The sequence below is a fragment of the Clostridium sp. OS1-26 genome (assembly GCF_030915445.1).
In the GTDB taxonomy this organism is placed as follows: domain Bacteria; phylum Bacillota; class Clostridia; order Clostridiales; family Clostridiaceae; genus Clostridium_AM.
The window spans coordinates 4,869,773-4,888,586 of sequence record NZ_CP133264.1; the positions used below are offsets into that span (position 1 = coordinate 4,869,773).

Consider the following 18,814-nt stretch of genomic DNA (forward strand, 5'->3'; position numbering starts at 1 on the left):
TTAGTACTAATCTTTTTTATCTATCTTTTTCCTATGTTTAGCCCCAGCATTATTCGCCTTCTTTTCCTTTTCTTGTTGACTTGAAACGGAAGGATCTTTTTTCTCACTCATAGCAATTATTCCTCCAAAATAGAATTTATTTATTGTATCACTCTATTATTTTGTTTACTATATAAATTATGATACTAGGAAATTAATAACAAAAATCTATGTATAGTTCTTATATTTAAGTTGTCTAAGTTTTCTATTTATAAGGCTTCATAGATATCTATAAATTTTAATACAATTTGCTAAAAATCATTGTTTATATAAACTAAAGTACATCCAGAATCTTCAATTCATTAGCAAGTGAGCCTAGCTCACAAGAAACCCAGGGTGGAAAAGAGTTCTACCCTGGGTTCCTAGTGAGGACATGCTGGACTCACTTGCAGCAAAAACTAGGACAATTTTTGCTGCTGGTATGAAATGATTGAACTTAGTCAAAAAAAATGTTATGCTATCAATGTCGAATTCAGTAGAATGTAAAAATCAATTGTAAAATTGCAATTGACAAGATAATATGTTGAAGAGCTTATTTCTATAGGCTCTTTTTTAGTGATAAAGAGAGGTATTAATATGATAAAAGTTGATAACTTGTCCTACTCATTTCCGCAAAAGGATTTATACAATAACATTTCATTTACATTAGAAGATGGAGAGCATTGTGCTTTTATAGGAACAAATGGCAGCGGAAAAAGCACCTTGATAGATATAATTATGGATCCAGAAAAATATATGTTCGATGGTAATCTAGAGATAGACCCCAATTGTAGAATTGGGTATGTAAGTCAATTCTCCCAACTAGACAAAATAGAAGAAACTACAGTTTTCGAATATATAGGAGAAAAATTTATTAAACTACAAAATGAAATAACATCTATTTGTACTGAAATGGAAACATCGACCGATATTGATTCTTTACTAGAAAAGTACCAACAAGCTTTAGACGCATTTGATGCAATTAATGGAGAGGATTTCGAAAACAACATTAATAAAAAACTAAATCTTGCAAACTTAATTAAATATAAAGATTTAATGATATCTGACCTTAGTGGTGGAGAATTCAAGCTTATTCAAGTAATTAAGGAAATGCTAAATAGTCCCGAGTTAATGATTATGGATGAACCGGATGTGTTTTTAGACTTTGAAAATCTTAATTCTCTTAAAAATCTAATTAATTCACACAAAGGAATAATGTTAATTATTACGCATAACAGATATCTATTGAATAATTGTTTTAACAAAATTCTTCACCTTGAAAACATGGAGCTTCAAGAGTTTAATGGAGGTTATATTGATTATAACTTCTCACTACTTCAAACTAAAATTGAGTTACAAGAGCTGGCTATTGCTGATGATGAAGAAATTAAGAGAAACGAGATCTTAATAAATAAACTAAGAGTTATCGCAACTGAGAATTCTGAATCTGCTAAAGGTAAATCTCTAAATGCTAGAATTAAAATTCAAGAAAGATTAGAAAAGCGTAGAATTAAAGCGCCCTTTGTAGATATTAAACAACCGAATATCACTTTAGTTACAAATAATGAGATTGAAGAAACCATTGCTTTAAAAGTTAATGATTACAGTGTTAGCTTTGATGATATGCTTCTAGAGAATGTTAACTTTGAGATTAAATCTACTGATAAAGTAGCCCTTGTCGGTTCAAATGGTACTGGTAAAACCACTTTAATCCAAGAAATCTTTAAAAATAATCATGATGCTATTGAGATAAATGAACAGATTGAAGTAGCTTATTTATCACAACTTCAAGGAAACACAATAAATGAGTCTAATACCATATTGGAAGAGTTCCTAGCTGTTGGTTTTAAAACTTATGAAGAGATTAAAGCATATATTTCACGGTATGATTTTGAAGAAGAAGTCATTAATCAAAAGATAGGTTCCTTATCTGGTGGAGAAAAAAATATACTTCAACTGGCTAAAGTTTCTGCTAGTCAAGCAAACCTGCTGCTGCTTGATGAGCCTACCAGTCATTTAGACACCTATTCACAAATAGCACTGGAAAAAGCCATAAAAAGCTATAAAGGTGCGATTTTAATGATTTCTCATGATTTTTATTCTATAGTAAACTGTATGGATTATGTTTTAATCATTGAAGATAAGACCATTAGAAAAATGAGCATGCGAAAATTTAGAAAGATGATTTATGCTAGTCATTTTGATAAGGACTATTTAGAAATTGAAGAAAAGAAAAAATTAGTTGAAAAAAAAATAGAATTGGCTTTAAAAAATACTGATTTTACCCTTGCAAAAACTTTATCTGAAGAGTTAGAAGAGCTGATTAAGCTACTCCTCACATCTCAGAGATCCAGAGAATTTGCAAATTAGTAATTTCCAAAAACCCAGAGTGGAAAAGATTGCTACCCTGGGTTCCTAGTAAGGACATGCTGGACTCACTTGCTAATTTTACCCTTCTATTTTTGAAGCTCCGGCTCACTTCCTACAATTTTGTATATACGTTCTTCAATAACTGTTCCATCCGCTTTTAACTTTTTAAAAGTAATCAAATCATATCCATCATTACTTTTACTTTGAGATGTTTCATAAACTATTCTTACACCATTTTCTATCCTTTCTTTCGATCCTAGCCAATAAGGACAACTATTTAAAAATGAATCATCTTTTGTCAGTTCTGAAAACAGTTTATTCGATGCTGAAACATTAATATCTGGAAGTTTTCTTTCAACATAGTTTGGACTTACCAGGGCAGTTCTGCCAATTTTTTTTAGGTATTCTTCAGCTTGAGATTTCTGTGATTTGACAAGGTTAGAATAAGTTGAGTCGTTTCCAGATAAAACCTTATTCCATAACCTTTCAGGAAACATTTTTTTGTAGAATCTAAACAATCATCTCCATCTATAGGTTCAATGGAATATATGATCCATAGTTCTTTTTTAACCAATACAAATAAAGAGATAATGAAAAGAATGATTAATGCATTTCTCTTGCCAAAAAAAGGAATATTAAAATTTTATAAGAGAGGTAAAACTATTTACTATACTCCCCTTATGTCACAACAAGAGGATTCAATCAATTGTAACTTTATACTATGGTTTATATTATTAAAGGAGAAACTAATTATGATTAAAAGTAGGAAAAGCCATAAAAAAATAGCAAGCACATTGGTACTCACTATAGTAGTTGTGTTGATTATTACAGCAGAACTTGCAACTTGTGTCTTAGTGAAGGCAAAAGGTAATAAAGTCACTACTGATTTTGTAGTAATAGCAAAAGAGAATGGACTGTGGTTAGTAAATTTATCAAAAACAGATAAGGAAATGCTTATAGATAAGGGTGGCGTCTTTACAACCCCAAGTATTTCTCCAGATGGACAAAATGTTGCCTATACAAAAGATAAAGCTCTTTATGTAGCCTCAATTGACTTGAATCAAGGCAAAAAGAGATTATAAAGGTTTCAGAACAAGTGTTAAGTTATGGATGGGCAACTTCCAGTGATTTAGCATATTCAACAGAAAAAGGTGGACTAAATGGTTTTAATGCAGCCTCTAAAAAATTCTCTAATTATATAAAAAGTGAAGAGCATTATGAACAAATAGCAGGCGATGGAAAAGGAACAATATATGCAGGTGTATTTAGTTACTATACAAAAGATGGGAATCAATATTATAAAGACAAAGGGCTAATAAGCTATAATTTAGCACTAGGAAAAGAAAAAGTTGTGGTCCCTTCTAAACCTATTAGGAAGGATGCGAATGACATAAATGATTTGGGGTTTCTGCCTGAAGTTGCAGGTATTTCAAAGGATGGAGCTTATGTATATATATGGTGTAAAGTTCACTCAGCTTCCATGAATTCTGATGGAGTTGGATTTGGCGTATATGAAGTAAAAAATAATAAATTTACAGCTTTTAACAAAGAAAAAATCTTTGCTTTGGCTTATAGTGATAATTTAGCTATAAACCCTTTAGACGGGAGATTTCCAGTTTTAAATAACGGCGGCGCAAGAAATATGAATATTAATAAAACCTTAGACGTTGTAGATATAATAAATGGAACCTTTACACCTATTTTACCTAAAGACATGATAGCAAGTACTGAACCTTTTGGATTTACTGCTAAGGGGATGGTTACAATGACCCCAGCCTTCTCACCAGATGGAAAAAAAGTCATTTTTTCCGCAGCCAAAGCCAATGAGAATATGCAGCAGTGGCATAAGGAGCCACACAATATATATACTGTGGATTTACAGAATAAAAAAGTAGAAAAAATAACGGAAGATAACAACTTTAATTTCCACCCTACTTATATTTCAAAAGGAGAAGGAATTGTATTTGCTAGAGTAATGGAGGGTAATACTATTTCTTTATGGAAATTACAAGGAAATAAAAAAGAAAGTGTAGCTACAGGTATCAAATTGGATGAACGCAGCTGGTATTATGGGCATTTTGACTTGGCAAACAGCCTAGATATTTATGTTTCTGAAGAGTAGTACTCCATGTGAAAGGGTTTATTTTACTCAAGTTGATAAAAAATAATTAATTTTCAGAGAATATATTTGATCAAATAAATAATTAAAGGAGACTATATAAATGAAAAAGATTAGAGAAAGAACTTATAATGGCAAAATATTTTCATTTATTTTCGGGTTAATTATAGGATTTTTTATGGTTTTATGTATTTTTGCTATTATAAATAGTGATAAAGAAATATCAGATGTTCAAGGAATCATATCTTTTATACTTGCACTTATATCAATCATAGTTTACGAAATTTTAAGAGAATATTATTACTTAAAAAGATTAGAGCTAACCATTAGTTCAATATATAGTAATATCAATATATATAAGGAACGTGAAAGTAAACTGTTATTAAAAGTAAAAAATTCACACCCAAACTTTTCACATCACGAAAGCGATATTCAAAATACTGTGGCGTCTTATGGAAGTCAAAATGATTTAAATGAAATTTATAATAAAAACCAGATTTCTCTAAACGATTTAGAGGATATAATTGAAATTCTTCCTAACCTAAACTCAAACCCACATATTTCAAATATACTTAATAAGATTGAAGAATTACAAAATGCTATTTTAGGCTCAAAATTACTTTATAATGAATATGTTACATATTATAATTCTGCAATCATAAGTTTTCCTTCTATGCTATTTGTTGGATTATGGAAATTGAAAACATTGCAGTTTTATGGCGATAATGAATAATACCTCTATAACTAATAATTATAGAGGTAAAATCTTACTCAAGGGGTACTCCTAATTATACTCCTATAGCTTCTTTAAATCCTATAACATCCTTCTGATTAAACATACGCTCTATTCTAGGTAAAGAAATCCCCAAAGTTTCTTTAAGCACATCTTCTATAGTCTCTACAGGTATAATTGTAAGCTGCTTCTTCACTTCTTCAGGCACGTCCTTAAGGTCAATTACATTATCCTTTGGAATTAATACTTTTGTTACACCAGCTCTTTGAGCTCCTAATAATTTTTCTTTTAATCCACCTATTGGCAATACGGCACCTCTTAAAGTTATTTCTCCTGTCATTGCAATTTTAGAATCCACCTTAATGCCTGTGACTAAGGAAGCAAGTGCAGTAAATAATGTAATTCCCGCAGATGGACCATCTTTAGGAACCGACCCCGATGGAACATGAATGTGTAAATCTCTTTCCTTAAAATTAATTGAATTTATTGGCAACCTTGATTTTAACAAGCTTAAAGAAATTCTAGCTGATTCTTTCATAACATCGCCTAATTTACCTGTTAGGATAACTTGTCCACTTCCTGACATATCAGTTGCTTCAATAAAAAGTATTTCTCCTCCAACAGGAGTCCATGCCAGTCCTGTGACAACTCCCGGCGGATTATCTAATTGAGCTTTATCGTGTCTTGAAACTTGTTTTCCTAATAATTCCTCTAATTGATCTACATTAATTTTGTAAGGCAATTCTACTGTATTAGATACTATTTTTTCAGAGGTTACTCTCGCAATTGCAGCCAATTGTTTTTTTAGTCCCCTAACTCCAGCTTCTAAAGTATAATCACTGATTATTTTTTGCAACACATCATCTTCAATAACTAATTGTTCCTCTGTTAGTCCATGGTCTTCGAGAATTTCAGGAACTAAATGATTTTTTCCAATATGGAACTTTTCATTTATTGTATAGCTAGAAATTTGAATAACTTCCATTCTGTCCAATAATGGAGCTGGAATACTTTCAAGGGAATTCGCTGTAGCAATAAAGAAAACCTCTGACAAATCATAAGGTAGATCTAAATAATGATCTGTAAAGCTATTGTTTTGTTCTGGATCAAGTACCTCTAGTAGCGCACTGGCAGGGTCCCCACTATAACCACCAGTCATCAGCTTATCCACTTCATCTAGAATCATAACAGGATTACTTTCCCCTGCTTTTTTGATGCTTTGAATAATTCTTCCTGGCATAGCTCCAACGTAAGTTCTCCTATGTCCTCTAATTTCTGCTTCATCTCTAATTCCACCTAAACTCAAACGAATATACTTTCTGTCAAGAGCTTCTGCAATACTTTTACCTAGACTTGTCTTTCCTGTTCCAGGAGGTCCTACAAGTAATAGGATAGAACCCTTCTTGTCTTTTTTTAGCTGCATTACAGCTAAATGCTGTATTATTCTATCCTTAACTTTGGATAGGCCATAGTGTTCATCATCTAAAATTCGTCTTGCTTCCCCTAAGTTAATAGGTTTTGTTTCACTCTTTTTCCAAGGCAGTTGTACTAATAGGTCCAAGTAATTACGTATAATATTATAATCTGAACTATTAGGACTTTGAGCTTGCAATTTATCTAATTCATCAAGAGCAGTATTCTTTATATCAGGCGGCATCTGCGCTTCTTCAATTTTACTTAAATAATCTTTATCCTTTTTAGTACTTTCTCCCTTGCCTTCATTTAGTTCCTCTTGAATAACTTTTAATTGTTCTCTAAGCATTGATTCTCTATAATATTTATTTGTTTTTTTAGAAACTTTTTCTGCCATCTGAAGCTGTAATTCAAGGGTTTCTTTTTGCTTTAAAAGATAGTCCATAAACTTTAAACTTCTATTCTTCAAGGATTGTGTTTCAAGCAAATCATACTTTTCAGAATTTGATATAGGCATAAATTGAGATAGATGTACCATGAGTGAATTTAAGTCCTTTATCTCATCAATTACCTTCATGTACTGCTCTGACCCTTGGAACTTCTCACTTATTTCATAGGTAACTTTTTTCAAATACCCTTGCATTTCTTCCTGACTCTTTTCATTGAGATCAATATTATCAGGGGAAATATCATATTCAGCATGTATAAAATTATTTTGGATACTAAGGCTTTTTATTTCAACTCTATCTAAAACTTTAACCTTAAGCTGGTAGCCCTTTTCTGTTTTCTCCACTTCATCAACTTTAAAGGAAACACCCACTTTGTAAAAATCTTCTTCTTTTAATTCTTTTTTATTAAAGTTTTGCTTTAGGGACAAGGCAATATTTTCACCATCTTCCTTTAGTAAATTTCTAAGTTGCTCTTCACCAAGCCTGCTTACTTTAAGTATAGAAATTACGCCTGGTAATAAAACTATATCAGATATAGGAATAACCATTCCTTCTTTATTGTTTTCGTTAAAATTCATCATAATATTCATCCTTCCTTTACAAACATTCATAAGTGAACGTTCATTTAATTTTTTATTCAATTATGGCGAGAGAATTTTGTGATAATAGCTTCCACAAAATTGTCTCGCTTTTTAGTTTTTCTATTTTAGCAAAGCATACTGTATAATTTTAATCATTTCTTGGAGTAATTCGTCTCTTTCTGCTTCGCTTTTGTGGCTATTAACTGCAATTGCTTTTACTGGATAAAATATAATTGCTAATAAATTATCATTATTATAATTTTTAATAATATGATTTTTTTTCATCTCATCTATGAAATTATTAATATTGCAGATACCTTTTGCTTTTGAACAACTACTAGCTAATGATGGACAATTTGAAAACTGATCTACGAAGTGAAAAATTTCTTCATGTTCTTGAATATAGGTATAATAACTTCTCACAAGTATTTCTATAAGTTTTTGTCCTTCCATCTCTTTATGCACTCTATTTAAAAGATAATTGAAAATTTCTTCTGAGTACTCACGATAAATATCCTGCAGCATGCTTTCTTTGTTTTCATAATATATATATACCGTTGCTGGAGAAACTCCTGCCTTTTTAGCAATTTTTGAAATAGAAGTACCATGAAAACCTTCTTCAAGTATTAGTTTTATTACTGCTTCTTTTATACTTTTTTCTTTTTCATCATCTTTCTTTCTCATCTGACCACCTCTGTCTATGTCTTTATAATAAACGATCATTCATTTATTGTCAATAGTAACTTTACGCCCCTGGGGTACTTTTCTATAAACAGAGCTCCTTACCACATTAGCATATTCTTCATCAATAAACTTATCTGTAGAGGTTAAAACTCCTGCTATAATAAAATACTGATTTCTTTCATCATCTATTTCCTTAACTAACTCTATGGTATCCAATAAGTTCATGTTTATCTTTTTTAATATTCTTATCTTCTTCATAATACTTTCTGGAAATTCATTTGGAAGCATCTCAACTATTTTAGGATAGTTAAGTCCATACATAATATAAATAATAATAGCGCTCATCAAAGGTTTTATTTCATATAGCAAGTAAGGCTTGTCAAGAAACCCAGGGTGAAAATCTTTTCCACTCAGAGTTCCTAGTGAGTGTATGCTAGACTCACTTATAAATGCTTCTACGGCTGATTCCTTCCATATAGGAGAGTTGAGAAAAATTAAGCTTAACTTATTTTCTTAACAACACCAGTACTGCCGTTAACAATTATAAAATCGCCTGTTTTAAGTTCCGTCGTTGCAATTCCACATCCTACAACTGCTGGAATACCCAGCTCACGTGCCACAATAGCGGCATGGGATAATGGTGCCCCAAGATCTGTAATAATCGCAGCTGCTTTAGGAAACAAAGGTGTCCAGCCAATGTTTGTCATAGTTGTTACAAGGATTTCTCCCTTTTGAAAATCTTCTGCTTCCTCAAAGCTGTGCAAAATACGAACGCTTCCTTCAACTGTGCCTGGGGCACCTGCAAAACCTTTAATTATATTTTCATCCTTTACTGGTGTCGCAGCATTAGGATCATAATAGTCCTGTCTTCTATCCTTGGAATTGATCCATTCCTTTGGATTAAACCTGCCTCTAATTAACTGTGGAAAAACTGGCAGCTTTTGATATTCTTCGAAATTTTTGCGCCTTATTGGCAGCTTAACAAGCATTTCATTGTCTCCCTGCAGGAATTTTGGAACTTCAAAGCAGTACATCATAAATATATCCTCACCAATTCCTGTTGCTGATCCGATTCTCAAAAGCAAATGCCTCATGACTCTAAATACCTTAACAAACTCATTTCTCAATGATTCACGGGTATGTGCATCCTTAGAGACCTTTTCAAGCTTTTTCTCAAGCCACTCCTGCTTACCAGGGAATTTTTGTAGAAAAAGCTCCTTACCATTCATAAACTCACTTTGCTGCTTTTTCATTAGTTCTGTGGCACTTAAGTTTGCATTCTTAAATTCTTTAATTTGCTTTTCAATAAAGGAAGGGTCATCTGCAGGATATTCATAATAAACCTCAAACTCATGAGGGCTTCTATGTCCGTAAAACTCCAGATATTTTTCAGGAGTTAAGCTGCCACTCATAACTTGCTCTATTGCCAGCAGCGGCTTCATGCTTACAAGGCTTTGTTCACCGCTGAAATTAGAACATAACAGATTAGCCAATTCTTCTCCTGCCATCTTGGCAAGTTTTTTTCTGAGGGTTGCGAGTGTAGCACTTCCTGCTCCGCCAAACCATATACTCCATAATGCAGATAAAAAAGGTCTTACATCAGATGTCCAGAGCCTTAATAACTCCTCCCTAGTGTTTGCGGCTTCTATCCTTTCAAGAGTTTTCACATACCACACAGGTGTATTCTCCAAGTAGTAAGACTTTTGTTTTTTGAATCCCGCATCCTTTTTATACTCTTTTTGGATCTCTGAAACATCTCCTTGATTAAATAAGCCGTTCCAAAAGGATAAATAGGCACTTCAATGTTCTCAGGAATATTGCCAAACACGTCACTTATAAGCTCCTTAGCCTTTTCTACATTATATCCAAGTACTCTTAATGAAGAAATCATAACACTGATATTTGAATAGGTTCTGCCACAAATATTACCAAACATGAAATACCCAGGCACCTTCTGACACTCCAAATCCATCTCATGCAGCAAGCTCCAAGTAAAGGGACTCATTACATCGGGTACAGCCTCTCCTACATTATTACTGCTCCATAATGCATCTGTATCAAGACTTTGATTTATCTCATAGGTATCATAATCAATGGTTTGAAGAGTTGTAATTGGACGTGCCTGCACTATATAAAGCTCTCCAACATCCACAACCCATTCAATATCAAGCATGCAGCCAAAAATTTTCTCTGCTTTCAATGCTGCTTTATACAAAGCCTTTGCATAGGATGCCAAGTCCTTATCACCATTATACTTTCCACCAATTCTTGAAATGGTAAAAGGATAAGCGTTTTTCTCCCCTGAAACAAGCTGCTCCCCTGCACCAAAAACAAAGTTTCCTACCATATTTACATGGCTTCCGGTAATTGGGTCTGCAGAAAAAAACACCCCTGCCATCTTTGCATTTATCATGCTTTGAACTACAACTGCAATTTTGTGTTCATCATCAATACCATGAACCTTGCTATATTCACTCACACGTTCTGACTTTGCAGAAGCTGCAACCTTTTCTATTGCAGAAAACACATCAACTCTTGCCACATCCAGTACCGATTCAAACTCCCCTGCAAATGAGGTTTTTGCACTGTCCTCTGAAAGAGCAGAGGAACGAACTGCAAAAGTGCCCTCAGGCAGCATTTCAAGACACTTTTCAATGTCTAAGTGTGCCTCTTTCTTCAATTCATTATTTTCGAAAGCCTCAGACAAAATAACAAATCCATTCGGTACCGCAATTCCTGCATTGTACATTCTACAAAGGGAGCTTCCCTTTCCCCCTGCATAGCCAAGAGCTTCATTAGTAATGTCACTAAAATTATAAGCAAATTTCATACTATTATTCCTCCTTCATTACATTCGTCGGAACATGAGGCAACCCTAACATGTCAGTCCCGCTGGCTATGTTACCCGTTAAAGTCCCTTTAGATCTTTGACCTACTTATAAAATGCAGTACGCAGCACAGTTATATATTCATCTATTTCTCTTATATATCGTTCATGTTCCTTATTGTAATCTTCAATGAGTTTTCCCTGTGAAGCCTGAGCCTCACTGTAGCCCCTAAGGGTATATATAATAATGTCGATTACCTTTTGAATATCATTATTTTCTTTAAAAAGAGATAAATCAATGTCTTTAAGTATCTCCTTCTGTGCATCAAAAAACATTTGAGTTGAGTACTTATTAATTTTTTCAGACACAATAGGGTCTTTTTCAAAATAAGCTGATGACACAAAATCGAAAATAGCAGGATATTTATTGGTTAACTCTAATTTTAATAAAAACATTTTACGCAATCTCTTTAAAACATCCCTTTCCTTCATGTCAATCCGGGCATAGAAATCCTGCATTATAGTGGTGATCGCATATTCAAACAAGAAAGTATACAAATCCTTTTGTCCCGAAATAATGAAAAAGTAAGCCCTTTGATATCTCGGCTTCTGAAATTATCTCATCTGTAGCTGTTTTCTTGTAGCCATTCTTTGCAAACTTGCGCATAGCCACAGTAAGCAAGGTGTTCCGCTTCGTATCTTCCATTGTAAATATCTTGTGTTTTGTTAATTTTTCCACTTAAACCTCTCCCTACAATAGCATTGACTGATTTAGTCAATATTATAGACTCATTGACCAATCTAGTCAATAGATTCTGTGAAATATTTTAAGCACCTACTGCATTCACTAATCCAGCACATTTACCTAGTGCCTTCTAGTGTTTGAAATTCAAAAAGGAGTTCTTCATAGCACTCCTTTTAGATTGATTTATCATTTTTTCTTAAATTCCTTATTATCTAAAATAATTACCCCTGACTTATCTTCCTTCGCTGCCTTCTTTGTGTGATTTACAAGTTTTATAACGTCCTTGTATGATTGTTTTGCTCCCTTTACAAGCAAGGGCACTCCTATAAAATCTATTTTTAACCATCTAGAAAATAATCCACCAAAAGTCATTGGTAAGGGAACAGTTGGCGACGTATTAGAAAATATAATTTTCTCATTTAATATATTTTGTTTATGAAGCATAGAAGCTAAATTATATAATCCTGGAATTAAAACCTTAGAACGTCCCCTTCCTACAGCATAGACTTTGTTTCCATCTTCATCACTTCCATAATAAAAAAGTTCTCCACGATTTCCATATACTAACTTATTAAAGTTAGGTAATTCCAATATTTCATCCTTAGTCGGTTCTCGGGTTTCATCCAGCATTTTTAAGTGATAAGCAATTGCTAGAATAGATGAGTGGGTTCCTCCATAGCAATTATATATGTATATCATTTAAATCACCTAATTTCTTATTTTTTTGCTTTATTTTAATTATTGTATTATGTGCATTCTACATTGATATTAAACACTCTATAGTAATTCATATACCCCTACCAAAACTAATCTCTTAACAATTTCATTAATTTATGTGCACCTCCATCAGCATTAACAATATCATCATCTGTAAGGCCTGCCTCAACTGCAATATTATATGCATTACCAAAATCCCCTACATCCTCCGATTTGTGTGCATCACTTCCCAATGAAAATTTAACCCCCATATTCTTCAACTTTTTTATTGTTTCAATATCCATATTCCTATGACTTCTGTTAATTTCCAAAGCAGTATTTCTTAGAGCAGCAATCTTCCCAATTTCGATAATATCTGGATTTACATGCTCTAATGGATGATTTAATATTGCAATTTCATATTTTTTAATAGCATTAATTGCAGCTTCTGTATAATTCCTCAATAGAAGTGGATTTTGTAACGCTCCAGGATGATAACCCACACAAATTATGTCCAGGTAATCAATTATTTCATCTTTAATATCTATATCTCCTTTTTTAGTAACAATATTACACTCTACACCAAGAAGAATCTTAAAGTCATTCTCCTTCAATAATGAACTCTTATTAAAATCATCAATTACGTTACGTAATTTTTTATATTGATTTAGCTTCATTCCGAAGGTAATATGCTTATAACCATGATCTGTTATGGCAATTTCTTTTAATCCTTTTTTTATTCCAGCTTTAACATTTGATTCAATATTTCCTTTTGCATGCTCTCCCCAAATAATATTAAATAGAGGAATATGACCCTTAGCAATATTAGTATGAGTATGATAGTCTGCAATAATCTTAAAACCCATTTTATTCCCTCCATAGTTTAATATCTTGTGAACTACACCCCACTTACTTCGTTGAAGTGGAGGCTTCGTGGTCAATACTACTACTGTAGCAAGTTTACCCACGCTCCAAAGGTTGAACCAACCTCAATATAATACCAAAATTACATAGCTAATTTCAGCAAGTTTTTACTAGCATTTATGTCTCTGTCATGATGTATTCCACAGTTAGGACAAGTCCATTCTCTAAGTGCTAGGTTTTTTACTTCTTCATTTTTATAACCACATTTTGAACATAGTTGACTACTAGCATAGTTTGATGGAGCTATTATTATTTCCCTTCCATACCACTCTGCTTTATACTCTAACATTCTCCTAAACTCCGACCAACTAGCTTCACTTATAGCTTTCGCTAATTTGTGATTCTGTTGCATATTCTTAACTTTTAAGTCCTCAATTACTATAGATTGATTTTCTCTAATTAGTTTAATTGATAACTTGTTTAAGAAATCTGCCCTCTGATTTGCTATTTTTTCATGTAATTTTGCAACCTTTAATCTAGCTTTATTCCTATTATTACTGCCCTTTTGCTTGCGTGATAAATCTTTTTGCAGTTTAGAGAGCCTTTTTTCAAATTTTCTAAGATGTTTTGGATTAGGTTCTCTATATCCATCTGAACATATTGCAAATTCTTTCAATCCCATATCCACACCTATTTTTTTATCTACTTTAGGCAATACAAAATTTTCTATATCAACTAGAATTGATATATAATATCTATCACTAGGTGTTTTAGATATAGTACAACTTTTTATTAATCCCTTGAATTCTCTATGCTGCTTCATTTTAATCATTGATTTCAACTTAGGTATTTTTATATATCCCTTTTCTAGAAATACAGTCCCATTTTGATTATTAGTAGTATAACTATTAGTATTAGTTTTCTTTTTGAACTTAGGAAATCCAGTAGATTTATCTCTAAAAAAATTTTTATATGCTTTATCTAAATTTAATTGTGCATTAGCCAGTGCTAGACTATCAACTTCTTTTAACCATTGAAACTCTTTTTTATATTGTGTTGGTGTTGGATATTTTATATTTTTAATGTCTAATTCTTTATTTTCCTCATAGGCTTTAATCCTATCTGATAACATTTTATTGTATATAAATCTAGTACATCCAAAAGTTTTTCTTAAATATAATCTTTGTTCTTCATTAGGATAAATCCTAAATTTATAAGTCTTCAGCACAATATCACCTCATTTCATACCTTGATTTTCAATATACTTTCTAACTACATCTATGGGAGTACCGCCAGTTGTTATAAGACAGTAACTTCTTGACCAAAAATATTCCTTCCATAGCTGTTCTCTTATTTGAGAAAATTCCTTTTTTATAAGTCTACTACTAGCACTTTTGTAAGCATTAATAAATTTTGATATATCAGTATTTGGATAACCTCTAAAGAGTAAATGTACATGATCTAAATCATGATTCCATTCTTCTAAAGTTATATTTTGGACATATATACTCAAATATATCCTTTAATCTATTCGTCATTTTATCATCTATAACTTTTCGTCTATACTTAATAACTAATACCAAATGATAGTTTAGCAAGAATACTGAATAATTATTATTGTCTAATTTCATTGATAACACTACCTTTCAGTATATGTAATTGAATATCGATTATCATACTTGTTGCCTATCGGCAAGTGCTATCCATCTCCCGCCTATAGAGGATGGGAGAATTCCGCACATTAGGTTAAATAACTGCTTCATTATCAAATTGAAAAGCTTCTTGTATCCACCTATGAAATTCCCTATTGCGTGTTTATCATCCAGTTTTATTTTGCCCATATTACTGTATAATACTTCCTTCCAACGATTCGGAGAAAAGAACGTGACGATTTTGATTGCATTCAAAAGGGCTCTAGCACCAACTGCTAAAGCCCTTGTTTACGCATTTCTTCAACTGTTCCTTGAATATCATTATTTATTTTATTAACATCGATTGAGTTTATTGTAGCATCATTTAAGTTATATTTTTGTTTTAACTTAAGTATCCTGTATACGCTTTCGTTTATCCTTTCCATAGAAATTGTGCCATTTCTTGCTGCATTTATTAAAGCATTAATTACTTTTTCTTCATAATCATAACCATGGGCCACTAAAACTATATCGCTTCCTGCATTAACTGATCTAACGGCAGCATTGCTTATATCGTAGTATTTGACAATTGCACCCATAGTCATATCATCAGTAATAACTACACCCATGAAGCCTAATTGCCCTCTTAAAATATCTGTAATTATTGTCTTCGATAACGAAGCAGGATATGTCGGATCAATCTTATATAATAATATGTGGGCAACCATTACTGCATCTGCTCCATTATTGATTGCAGCTTCAAAAGGTATCAGTTCAAAGCTTTTAAGCCTGTTCAGATCACTGCTGACAGCGGGCAGTCCTACATGAGAGTCAACAGATGTATCACCATGTCCTGGAAAATGCTTGACAACTGGGATTACACCACCACCCTGGATACCTTTCATGGTCTGTACACCCAATTTGCTTACAATTTGGGCATTGGAGCCAAATGATCTGTCTCCTATTACAGGATTGTTGGGATTACTGTTTATATCCAAGACAGGTGCAAAATCCACGTTAAAGCCAAATGCTTTTATTTCTTCCGCTATGGTATATCCAGTCTTATAGGAAAGCTCGCCATTGTTCGCTTTCCCTATTACTTCATTAGAAGGAAACTTTCTAAACTCTGAAGGCATCCTGCTTACCCTTCCGCCTTCCTCATCAACCGACATAAATAAAGGTATTTTATTTATATGATTAGTAATCTTTATATAGTTTATTAAAGCTAAAAGCTGGCTCGCGTTCTTCACATTATATCCATATAAAATGAAGCCGCCAACATGGTAATTTCTAATCAAAGACCTGACCTGATCATTAACTTCATAGCCATCGAATCCTACTATAACCATTTGACCGATTTTTTCTTCCAGTGTCATTTCACTGATCAGCTTTGCTACAGGATCATATACCGGCACGCAAAGCTTTTGCCCAATAAATATTGCATTCGGATTTGTTATCTGAGGATTCGCAACCAATAATTCTTGAATGATTACAGAATATTTACCGGCTATTGAAAACAGGGTATCTCCACTTTTTACCGTATAAGTAGAATACCCTGAGGGACATCCAAGAGGTACGCATATATGTTGCCCAACCGAAAGATAATTGGGATTGATTCCCGGATTTGCTTCCAGGATACTTGCAAGGCTCACATAATGTGCTAGAGCAATTTTATATAACGTATCTCCTGGTTTAATAATATAGGAATATTGGTTTTGTGGACACTGCCTGTTGAGATGATACAGCATAAAATTTTCACCACTTTCATATGTGTTTCTATGCTATATTATGTTCTCTATGAAGGAACTGTTACGTATAGCAAATATTATTTTCCCAATATTTGTAGATTGTCAACTACTTTTGACCCACATTAACGAGCAAAACTGATCCACCAAATGATTATTTTATAACGTCAACATTATAACCATTTTCGCGTAAGCGAGCTAAGTTAATTTCAATATTTTTAGTACTTTGACTTATTTTAATATACTTTGATAACTCTATAAGCCTATCCTGAAGAATATCTATATTTAGTATATCAACAGGATCTTTATAGTAGATTTTTTCAGGGATAGATGCTACAACTTTTGTAGCATCGCCCTTATCTTTGTTAAATAAATCGTTCATACTAATAAATGTATGTTCATCATTAGAGGGAATCTCATATCTTTTAAAACTTCTATTGTATACATATCCTGTATATTTCTTTAATAGCCTAACAAAATAGTCATAATTGATATCTGCAATAGTAGATACAAATTCCTTTGCTGCCTTTTTACCCTCTGTATTAAAAATATGTATAAATTTATTAAAGTCCAAATCTTTATGTTCAGAGCTCATTGTTAAGATTCCCCCTTATTTTTTCCCTTTACTCTATAGCTATCGCCTGTTATACTTATTAAGTGACAGTGATGCATTAGTCTATCAAGTATGGCTGTTGCAGCCAATTTACTTGTAAATACATTATCCCAATTACCTAACGGTATATTGGTAGTAATTATTAGAGAGTGCTTTTCATATCGTTGGCGGATGATTTGAAAGAAGATACTCTCTTTTCTTTATCCATTTGAAAATGACCAAGTTCATCAATAATCAATAAGTTAATTTTATTAAAAGCTTTAAATTTGCTTTCCAGAGTTCCTTGTAGATAACTATTATATAGTTTGTCCATAAGTTCTTGAGCTGTGGTAAATAAAACTTTAAAACCACTTTGGCATGCCAATACGCCTAATGCGATAGCTATGTGACTTTTTCCAACCCCTGGCGGGCCTAGAAGAATTACATTTTCCTTATTATTTATAAAAGAGAGTGTTTCTAAATCTCGTATTTTATCCTTATTAATTTTATCTGGAAAAGTAAAGTCAAATCCATCTAAAGTCTTTATCCCTTCAAACCTTGCAGCTTTAATGTTACGTTCAGTATTTCTTTCTTTTTTACCCTTAGCTTCTATATCTAATAATCTTGCTAAAAATTCTCTATGTCCAAGGCTATTTTCTATAGCGTATGCTATTTCGGTTTCATAATTCAACTGAATATCTAATAATTTGAAGTGCTTTAAAAGAGATTTTATGTGGTCTGGTGATGTGTCAATATTATGTTTTATACTCAAAATTGACCCTCCTCATAATATGATAAATCACGACTAGTATCTTCCATAGTGAGGAGTTCTACTTGTGTATTAATTCCTTTTACAATTTCAAAATACTTTGTTTTTAAAACATCTCTAATTTCTTTAATTGTATAAACATTTCTATTTATGCAATAGCCTAAAATTAAGTCTAACGACTTTATATCATAAAGCTCCTTTAGCTTTATAAATTCTCTTAAATGGTAACTAGGCTGTTTCAAATGTGGAATGCACTTCTTATAAAAGGTTTTACCATTAGTAAATGTACTTTCAAACTGCCTTATTATTTCAGGAATAGATTTTGGAGCTATATTATTTAAGTCTTCATAATGTATATCTATAGTAACCATTCTTCCTTTTTCTTTAGTAATCTCATGTGTTGAAATCACGTCTAATGCTTTATTAAACACCTCTAATTTGTATCCTAATATGACCCTAAATAAAACCTTTTTCCCCACATATTCTACTGGAACGCTATATCTTATTCCATCAACAGAAATATACGAATCTAAACTAACTTTTCGTTCTTTAAGATCAGACATAATGAATGGTTCCAT

At 32.5% G+C, this 18,814-nt stretch carries 20 protein-coding genes and 2 pseudogenes; 4 read left to right on the top strand and 18 right to left on the bottom strand.

All coding sequences use genetic code 11. The annotated features are described in order from the left end of the window. Positions 1-615: 615 nt before the first annotated feature. Positions 616-2,388, top strand: coding sequence for an ATP-binding cassette domain-containing protein (locus RCG18_RS24090; protein WP_308038524.1), 1,773 nt, complete (start codon positions 616-618; stop codon positions 2,386-2,388). 86 nt (positions 2,389-2,474) lie between these two features. Here RCG18_RS24090 and RCG18_RS24095 read toward each other — a convergent pair whose 3' ends face one another. Next, the gene (locus RCG18_RS24095) at positions 2,475-2,885 is read right to left on the bottom strand and encodes a hypothetical protein (protein WP_308038525.1); all 411 of its coding nucleotides are present in this window, start codon (positions 2,883-2,885) and stop codon (positions 2,475-2,477) included. Positions 2,886-3,140: 255 nt separating this feature from the next. Between RCG18_RS24095 and RCG18_RS24100 the strand changes: the two genes are divergently transcribed. The 3 genes from RCG18_RS24100 to RCG18_RS24110 all read left to right on the top strand — a co-directional run bounded on the left by RCG18_RS24100 (position 3,141) and on the right by RCG18_RS24110 (position 5,240). Further along, on the top strand, positions 3,141-3,470 hold the full coding sequence (locus tag RCG18_RS24100; RefSeq protein WP_308038526.1) for a hypothetical protein: 330 nt from the start codon (positions 3,141-3,143) through the stop codon (positions 3,468-3,470). Between the two features lie 14 nt (positions 3,471-3,484). Then, positions 3,485-4,510 carry a hypothetical protein gene (locus tag RCG18_RS24105; RefSeq protein WP_308038527.1) on the top strand — a complete coding sequence of 342 codons (1,026 nt, stop codon included), beginning with the start codon at positions 3,485-3,487 and terminating at the stop codon, positions 4,508-4,510. 100 nt (positions 4,511-4,610) lie between these two features. Then, positions 4,611-5,240, top strand: coding sequence for a LemA family protein (locus RCG18_RS24110; protein ID WP_308038528.1), 630 nt, complete (start codon positions 4,611-4,613; stop codon positions 5,238-5,240). 55 nt (positions 5,241-5,295) lie between these two features. On the opposite strand, the gene lon is transcribed toward RCG18_RS24110, so the two are convergent. The 17 genes and pseudogenes from lon to RCG18_RS24195 form a co-directional block, all read right to left on the bottom strand. Next, the gene (gene lon / locus RCG18_RS24115) at positions 5,296-7,683 is read right to left on the bottom strand and encodes an endopeptidase La (RefSeq protein WP_308042101.1); all 2,388 of its coding nucleotides are present in this window, start codon (positions 7,681-7,683) and stop codon (positions 5,296-5,298) included. Positions 7,684-7,803: 120 nt separating this feature from the next. Continuing rightward, positions 7,804-8,367: a TetR/AcrR family transcriptional regulator gene (locus tag RCG18_RS24120; protein ID WP_308038529.1), complete on the bottom strand. Its 564-nt coding sequence runs from the start codon at positions 8,365-8,367 to the stop codon at positions 7,804-7,806. Between the two features lie 39 nt (positions 8,368-8,406). Next, positions 8,407-8,688 (bottom strand): hypothetical protein, encoded by a 282-nt coding sequence (locus RCG18_RS24125; RefSeq protein WP_308038530.1) that lies wholly within the window; start codon positions 8,686-8,688, stop codon positions 8,407-8,409. 179 nt (positions 8,689-8,867) lie between these two features. Continuing rightward, positions 8,868-10,043, bottom strand: a complete 1,176-nt coding sequence (locus RCG18_RS24130; protein WP_308038531.1) for a PEP-utilizing enzyme — start codon at positions 10,041-10,043, stop codon at positions 8,868-8,870. After that, complete coding sequence (locus RCG18_RS24135) at positions 10,031-11,197, bottom strand: PEP/pyruvate-binding domain-containing protein (protein WP_308038532.1); 1,167 nt, start codon at positions 11,195-11,197, stop codon at positions 10,031-10,033. Before RCG18_RS24135 ends, RCG18_RS24130 begins: the two co-directional genes overlap by 13 nt. Before the next feature lie 102 nt (positions 11,198-11,299). After that, the gene (locus RCG18_RS24140) at positions 11,300-11,650 is read right to left on the bottom strand and encodes a hypothetical protein (RefSeq protein ID WP_308038533.1); all 351 of its coding nucleotides are present in this window, start codon (positions 11,648-11,650) and stop codon (positions 11,300-11,302) included. Positions 11,651-11,732: 82 nt separating this feature from the next. Beyond that, the gene (locus RCG18_RS29190) at positions 11,733-11,861 is read right to left on the bottom strand and encodes a TetR/AcrR family transcriptional regulator (protein WP_374119166.1); all 129 of its coding nucleotides are present in this window, start codon (positions 11,859-11,861) and stop codon (positions 11,733-11,735) included. Beyond that, a complete protein-coding gene (locus tag RCG18_RS24145; RefSeq protein ID WP_308038534.1) occupies positions 11,815-12,003 on the bottom strand; it encodes a hypothetical protein in 189 nt (62 codons plus the stop codon). The genes RCG18_RS29190 and RCG18_RS24145 overlap by 47 nt, the downstream gene beginning before the upstream one ends. A 122-nt stretch (positions 12,004-12,125) precedes the next feature. Next, complete coding sequence (locus tag RCG18_RS24150) at positions 12,126-12,638, bottom strand: DUF3189 family protein (protein WP_308038535.1); 513 nt, start codon at positions 12,636-12,638, stop codon at positions 12,126-12,128. Positions 12,639-12,745: 107 nt separating this feature from the next. Next, entirely contained in the window at positions 12,746-13,501 is a 756-nt protein-coding gene (locus tag RCG18_RS24155; RefSeq protein WP_308038536.1) for a PHP domain-containing protein, read from the bottom strand. Between the two features lie 140 nt (positions 13,502-13,641). Then, positions 13,642-14,727 (bottom strand): IS200/IS605 family element RNA-guided endonuclease TnpB, encoded by a 1,086-nt coding sequence (gene tnpB / locus RCG18_RS24160; RefSeq protein WP_308038537.1) that lies wholly within the window; start codon positions 14,725-14,727, stop codon positions 13,642-13,644. A 9-nt stretch (positions 14,728-14,736) separates the two neighbouring features. Beyond that, positions 14,737-15,130, bottom strand: a pseudogene (gene tnpA, locus RCG18_RS24165) (IS200/IS605 family transposase). 42 nt (positions 15,131-15,172) lie between these two features. Beyond that, complete coding sequence (locus tag RCG18_RS24170; RefSeq protein WP_308038538.1) at positions 15,173-15,406, bottom strand: hypothetical protein; 234 nt, start codon at positions 15,404-15,406, stop codon at positions 15,173-15,175. Between the two features lie 20 nt (positions 15,407-15,426). Then, the gene (gene nagZ, locus RCG18_RS24175; RefSeq protein ID WP_308038539.1) at positions 15,427-16,878 is read right to left on the bottom strand and encodes a beta-N-acetylhexosaminidase; all 1,452 of its coding nucleotides are present in this window, start codon (positions 16,876-16,878) and stop codon (positions 15,427-15,429) included. Between the two features lie 151 nt (positions 16,879-17,029). Further along, complete coding sequence (locus RCG18_RS24180; RefSeq protein WP_308038540.1) at positions 17,030-17,470, bottom strand: hypothetical protein; 441 nt, start codon at positions 17,468-17,470, stop codon at positions 17,030-17,032. A gap of 2 nt (positions 17,471-17,472) precedes the next feature. Continuing rightward, positions 17,473-18,239 (bottom strand): annotated as a pseudogene (gene istB, locus RCG18_RS24190) (IS21-like element helper ATPase IstB). Further along, entirely contained in the window at positions 18,236-18,814 is a 579-nt protein-coding gene (locus tag RCG18_RS24195) for a hypothetical protein (protein WP_308038542.1), read from the bottom strand. Before RCG18_RS24195 ends, istB begins: the two are co-directional and overlap by 4 nt.

What these genes read in the sequence shown, in the direction of transcription:
- RCG18_RS24090 (WP_308038524.1), top strand. Translation starts at nt 616, where the DNA reads ATGATAAAAGTTGATAACTTGTCCTACTCATTTCCGCAAAAGGATTTA.
- RCG18_RS24095 (WP_308038525.1), bottom strand. Translation starts at nt 2,885, where the DNA reads ATGTTTCCTGAAAGGTTATGGAATAAGGTTTTATCTGGAAACGACTCA.
- RCG18_RS24100 (WP_308038526.1), top strand. Translation starts at nt 3,141, where the DNA reads ATGATTAAAAGTAGGAAAAGCCATAAAAAAATAGCAAGCACATTGGTA.
- RCG18_RS24110 (WP_308038528.1), top strand. Translation starts at nt 4,611, where the DNA reads ATGAAAAAGATTAGAGAAAGAACTTATAATGGCAAAATATTTTCATTT.
- lon (WP_308042101.1), bottom strand. Translation starts at nt 7,683, where the DNA reads ATGATGAATTTTAACGAAAACAATAAAGAAGGAATGGTTATTCCTATA.
- RCG18_RS24120 (WP_308038529.1), bottom strand. Translation starts at nt 8,367, where the DNA reads ATGAGAAAGAAAGATGATGAAAAAGAAAAAAGTATAAAAGAAGCAGTA.
- RCG18_RS24125 (WP_308038530.1), bottom strand. Translation starts at nt 8,688, where the DNA reads ATGTATGGACTTAACTATCCTAAAATAGTTGAGATGCTTCCAAATGAA.
- RCG18_RS24135 (WP_308038532.1), bottom strand. Translation starts at nt 11,197, where the DNA reads ATGAAATTTGCTTATAATTTTAGTGACATTACTAATGAAGCTCTTGGC.
- RCG18_RS24140 (WP_308038533.1), bottom strand. Translation starts at nt 11,650, where the DNA reads ATGTTTTTATTAAAATTAGAGTTAACCAATAAATATCCTGCTATTTTC.
- RCG18_RS29190 (WP_374119166.1), bottom strand. Translation starts at nt 11,861, where the DNA reads ATGCGCAAGTTTGCAAAGAATGGCTACAAGAAAACAGCTACAGATGAG.
- RCG18_RS24150 (WP_308038535.1), bottom strand. Translation starts at nt 12,638, where the DNA reads ATGATATACATATATAATTGCTATGGAGGAACCCACTCATCTATTCTA.
- RCG18_RS24155 (WP_308038536.1), bottom strand. Translation starts at nt 13,501, where the DNA reads ATGGGTTTTAAGATTATTGCAGACTATCATACTCATACTAATATTGCT.
- nagZ (WP_308038539.1), bottom strand. Translation starts at nt 16,878, where the DNA reads ATGCTGTATCATCTCAACAGGCAGTGTCCACAAAACCAATATTCCTAT.
- RCG18_RS24180 (WP_308038540.1), bottom strand. Translation starts at nt 17,470, where the DNA reads ATGAGCTCTGAACATAAAGATTTGGACTTTAATAAATTTATACATATT.
- RCG18_RS24195 (WP_308038542.1), bottom strand. Translation starts at nt 18,814, where the DNA reads ATGGAACCATTCATTATGTCTGATCTTAAAGAACGAAAAGTTAGTTTA.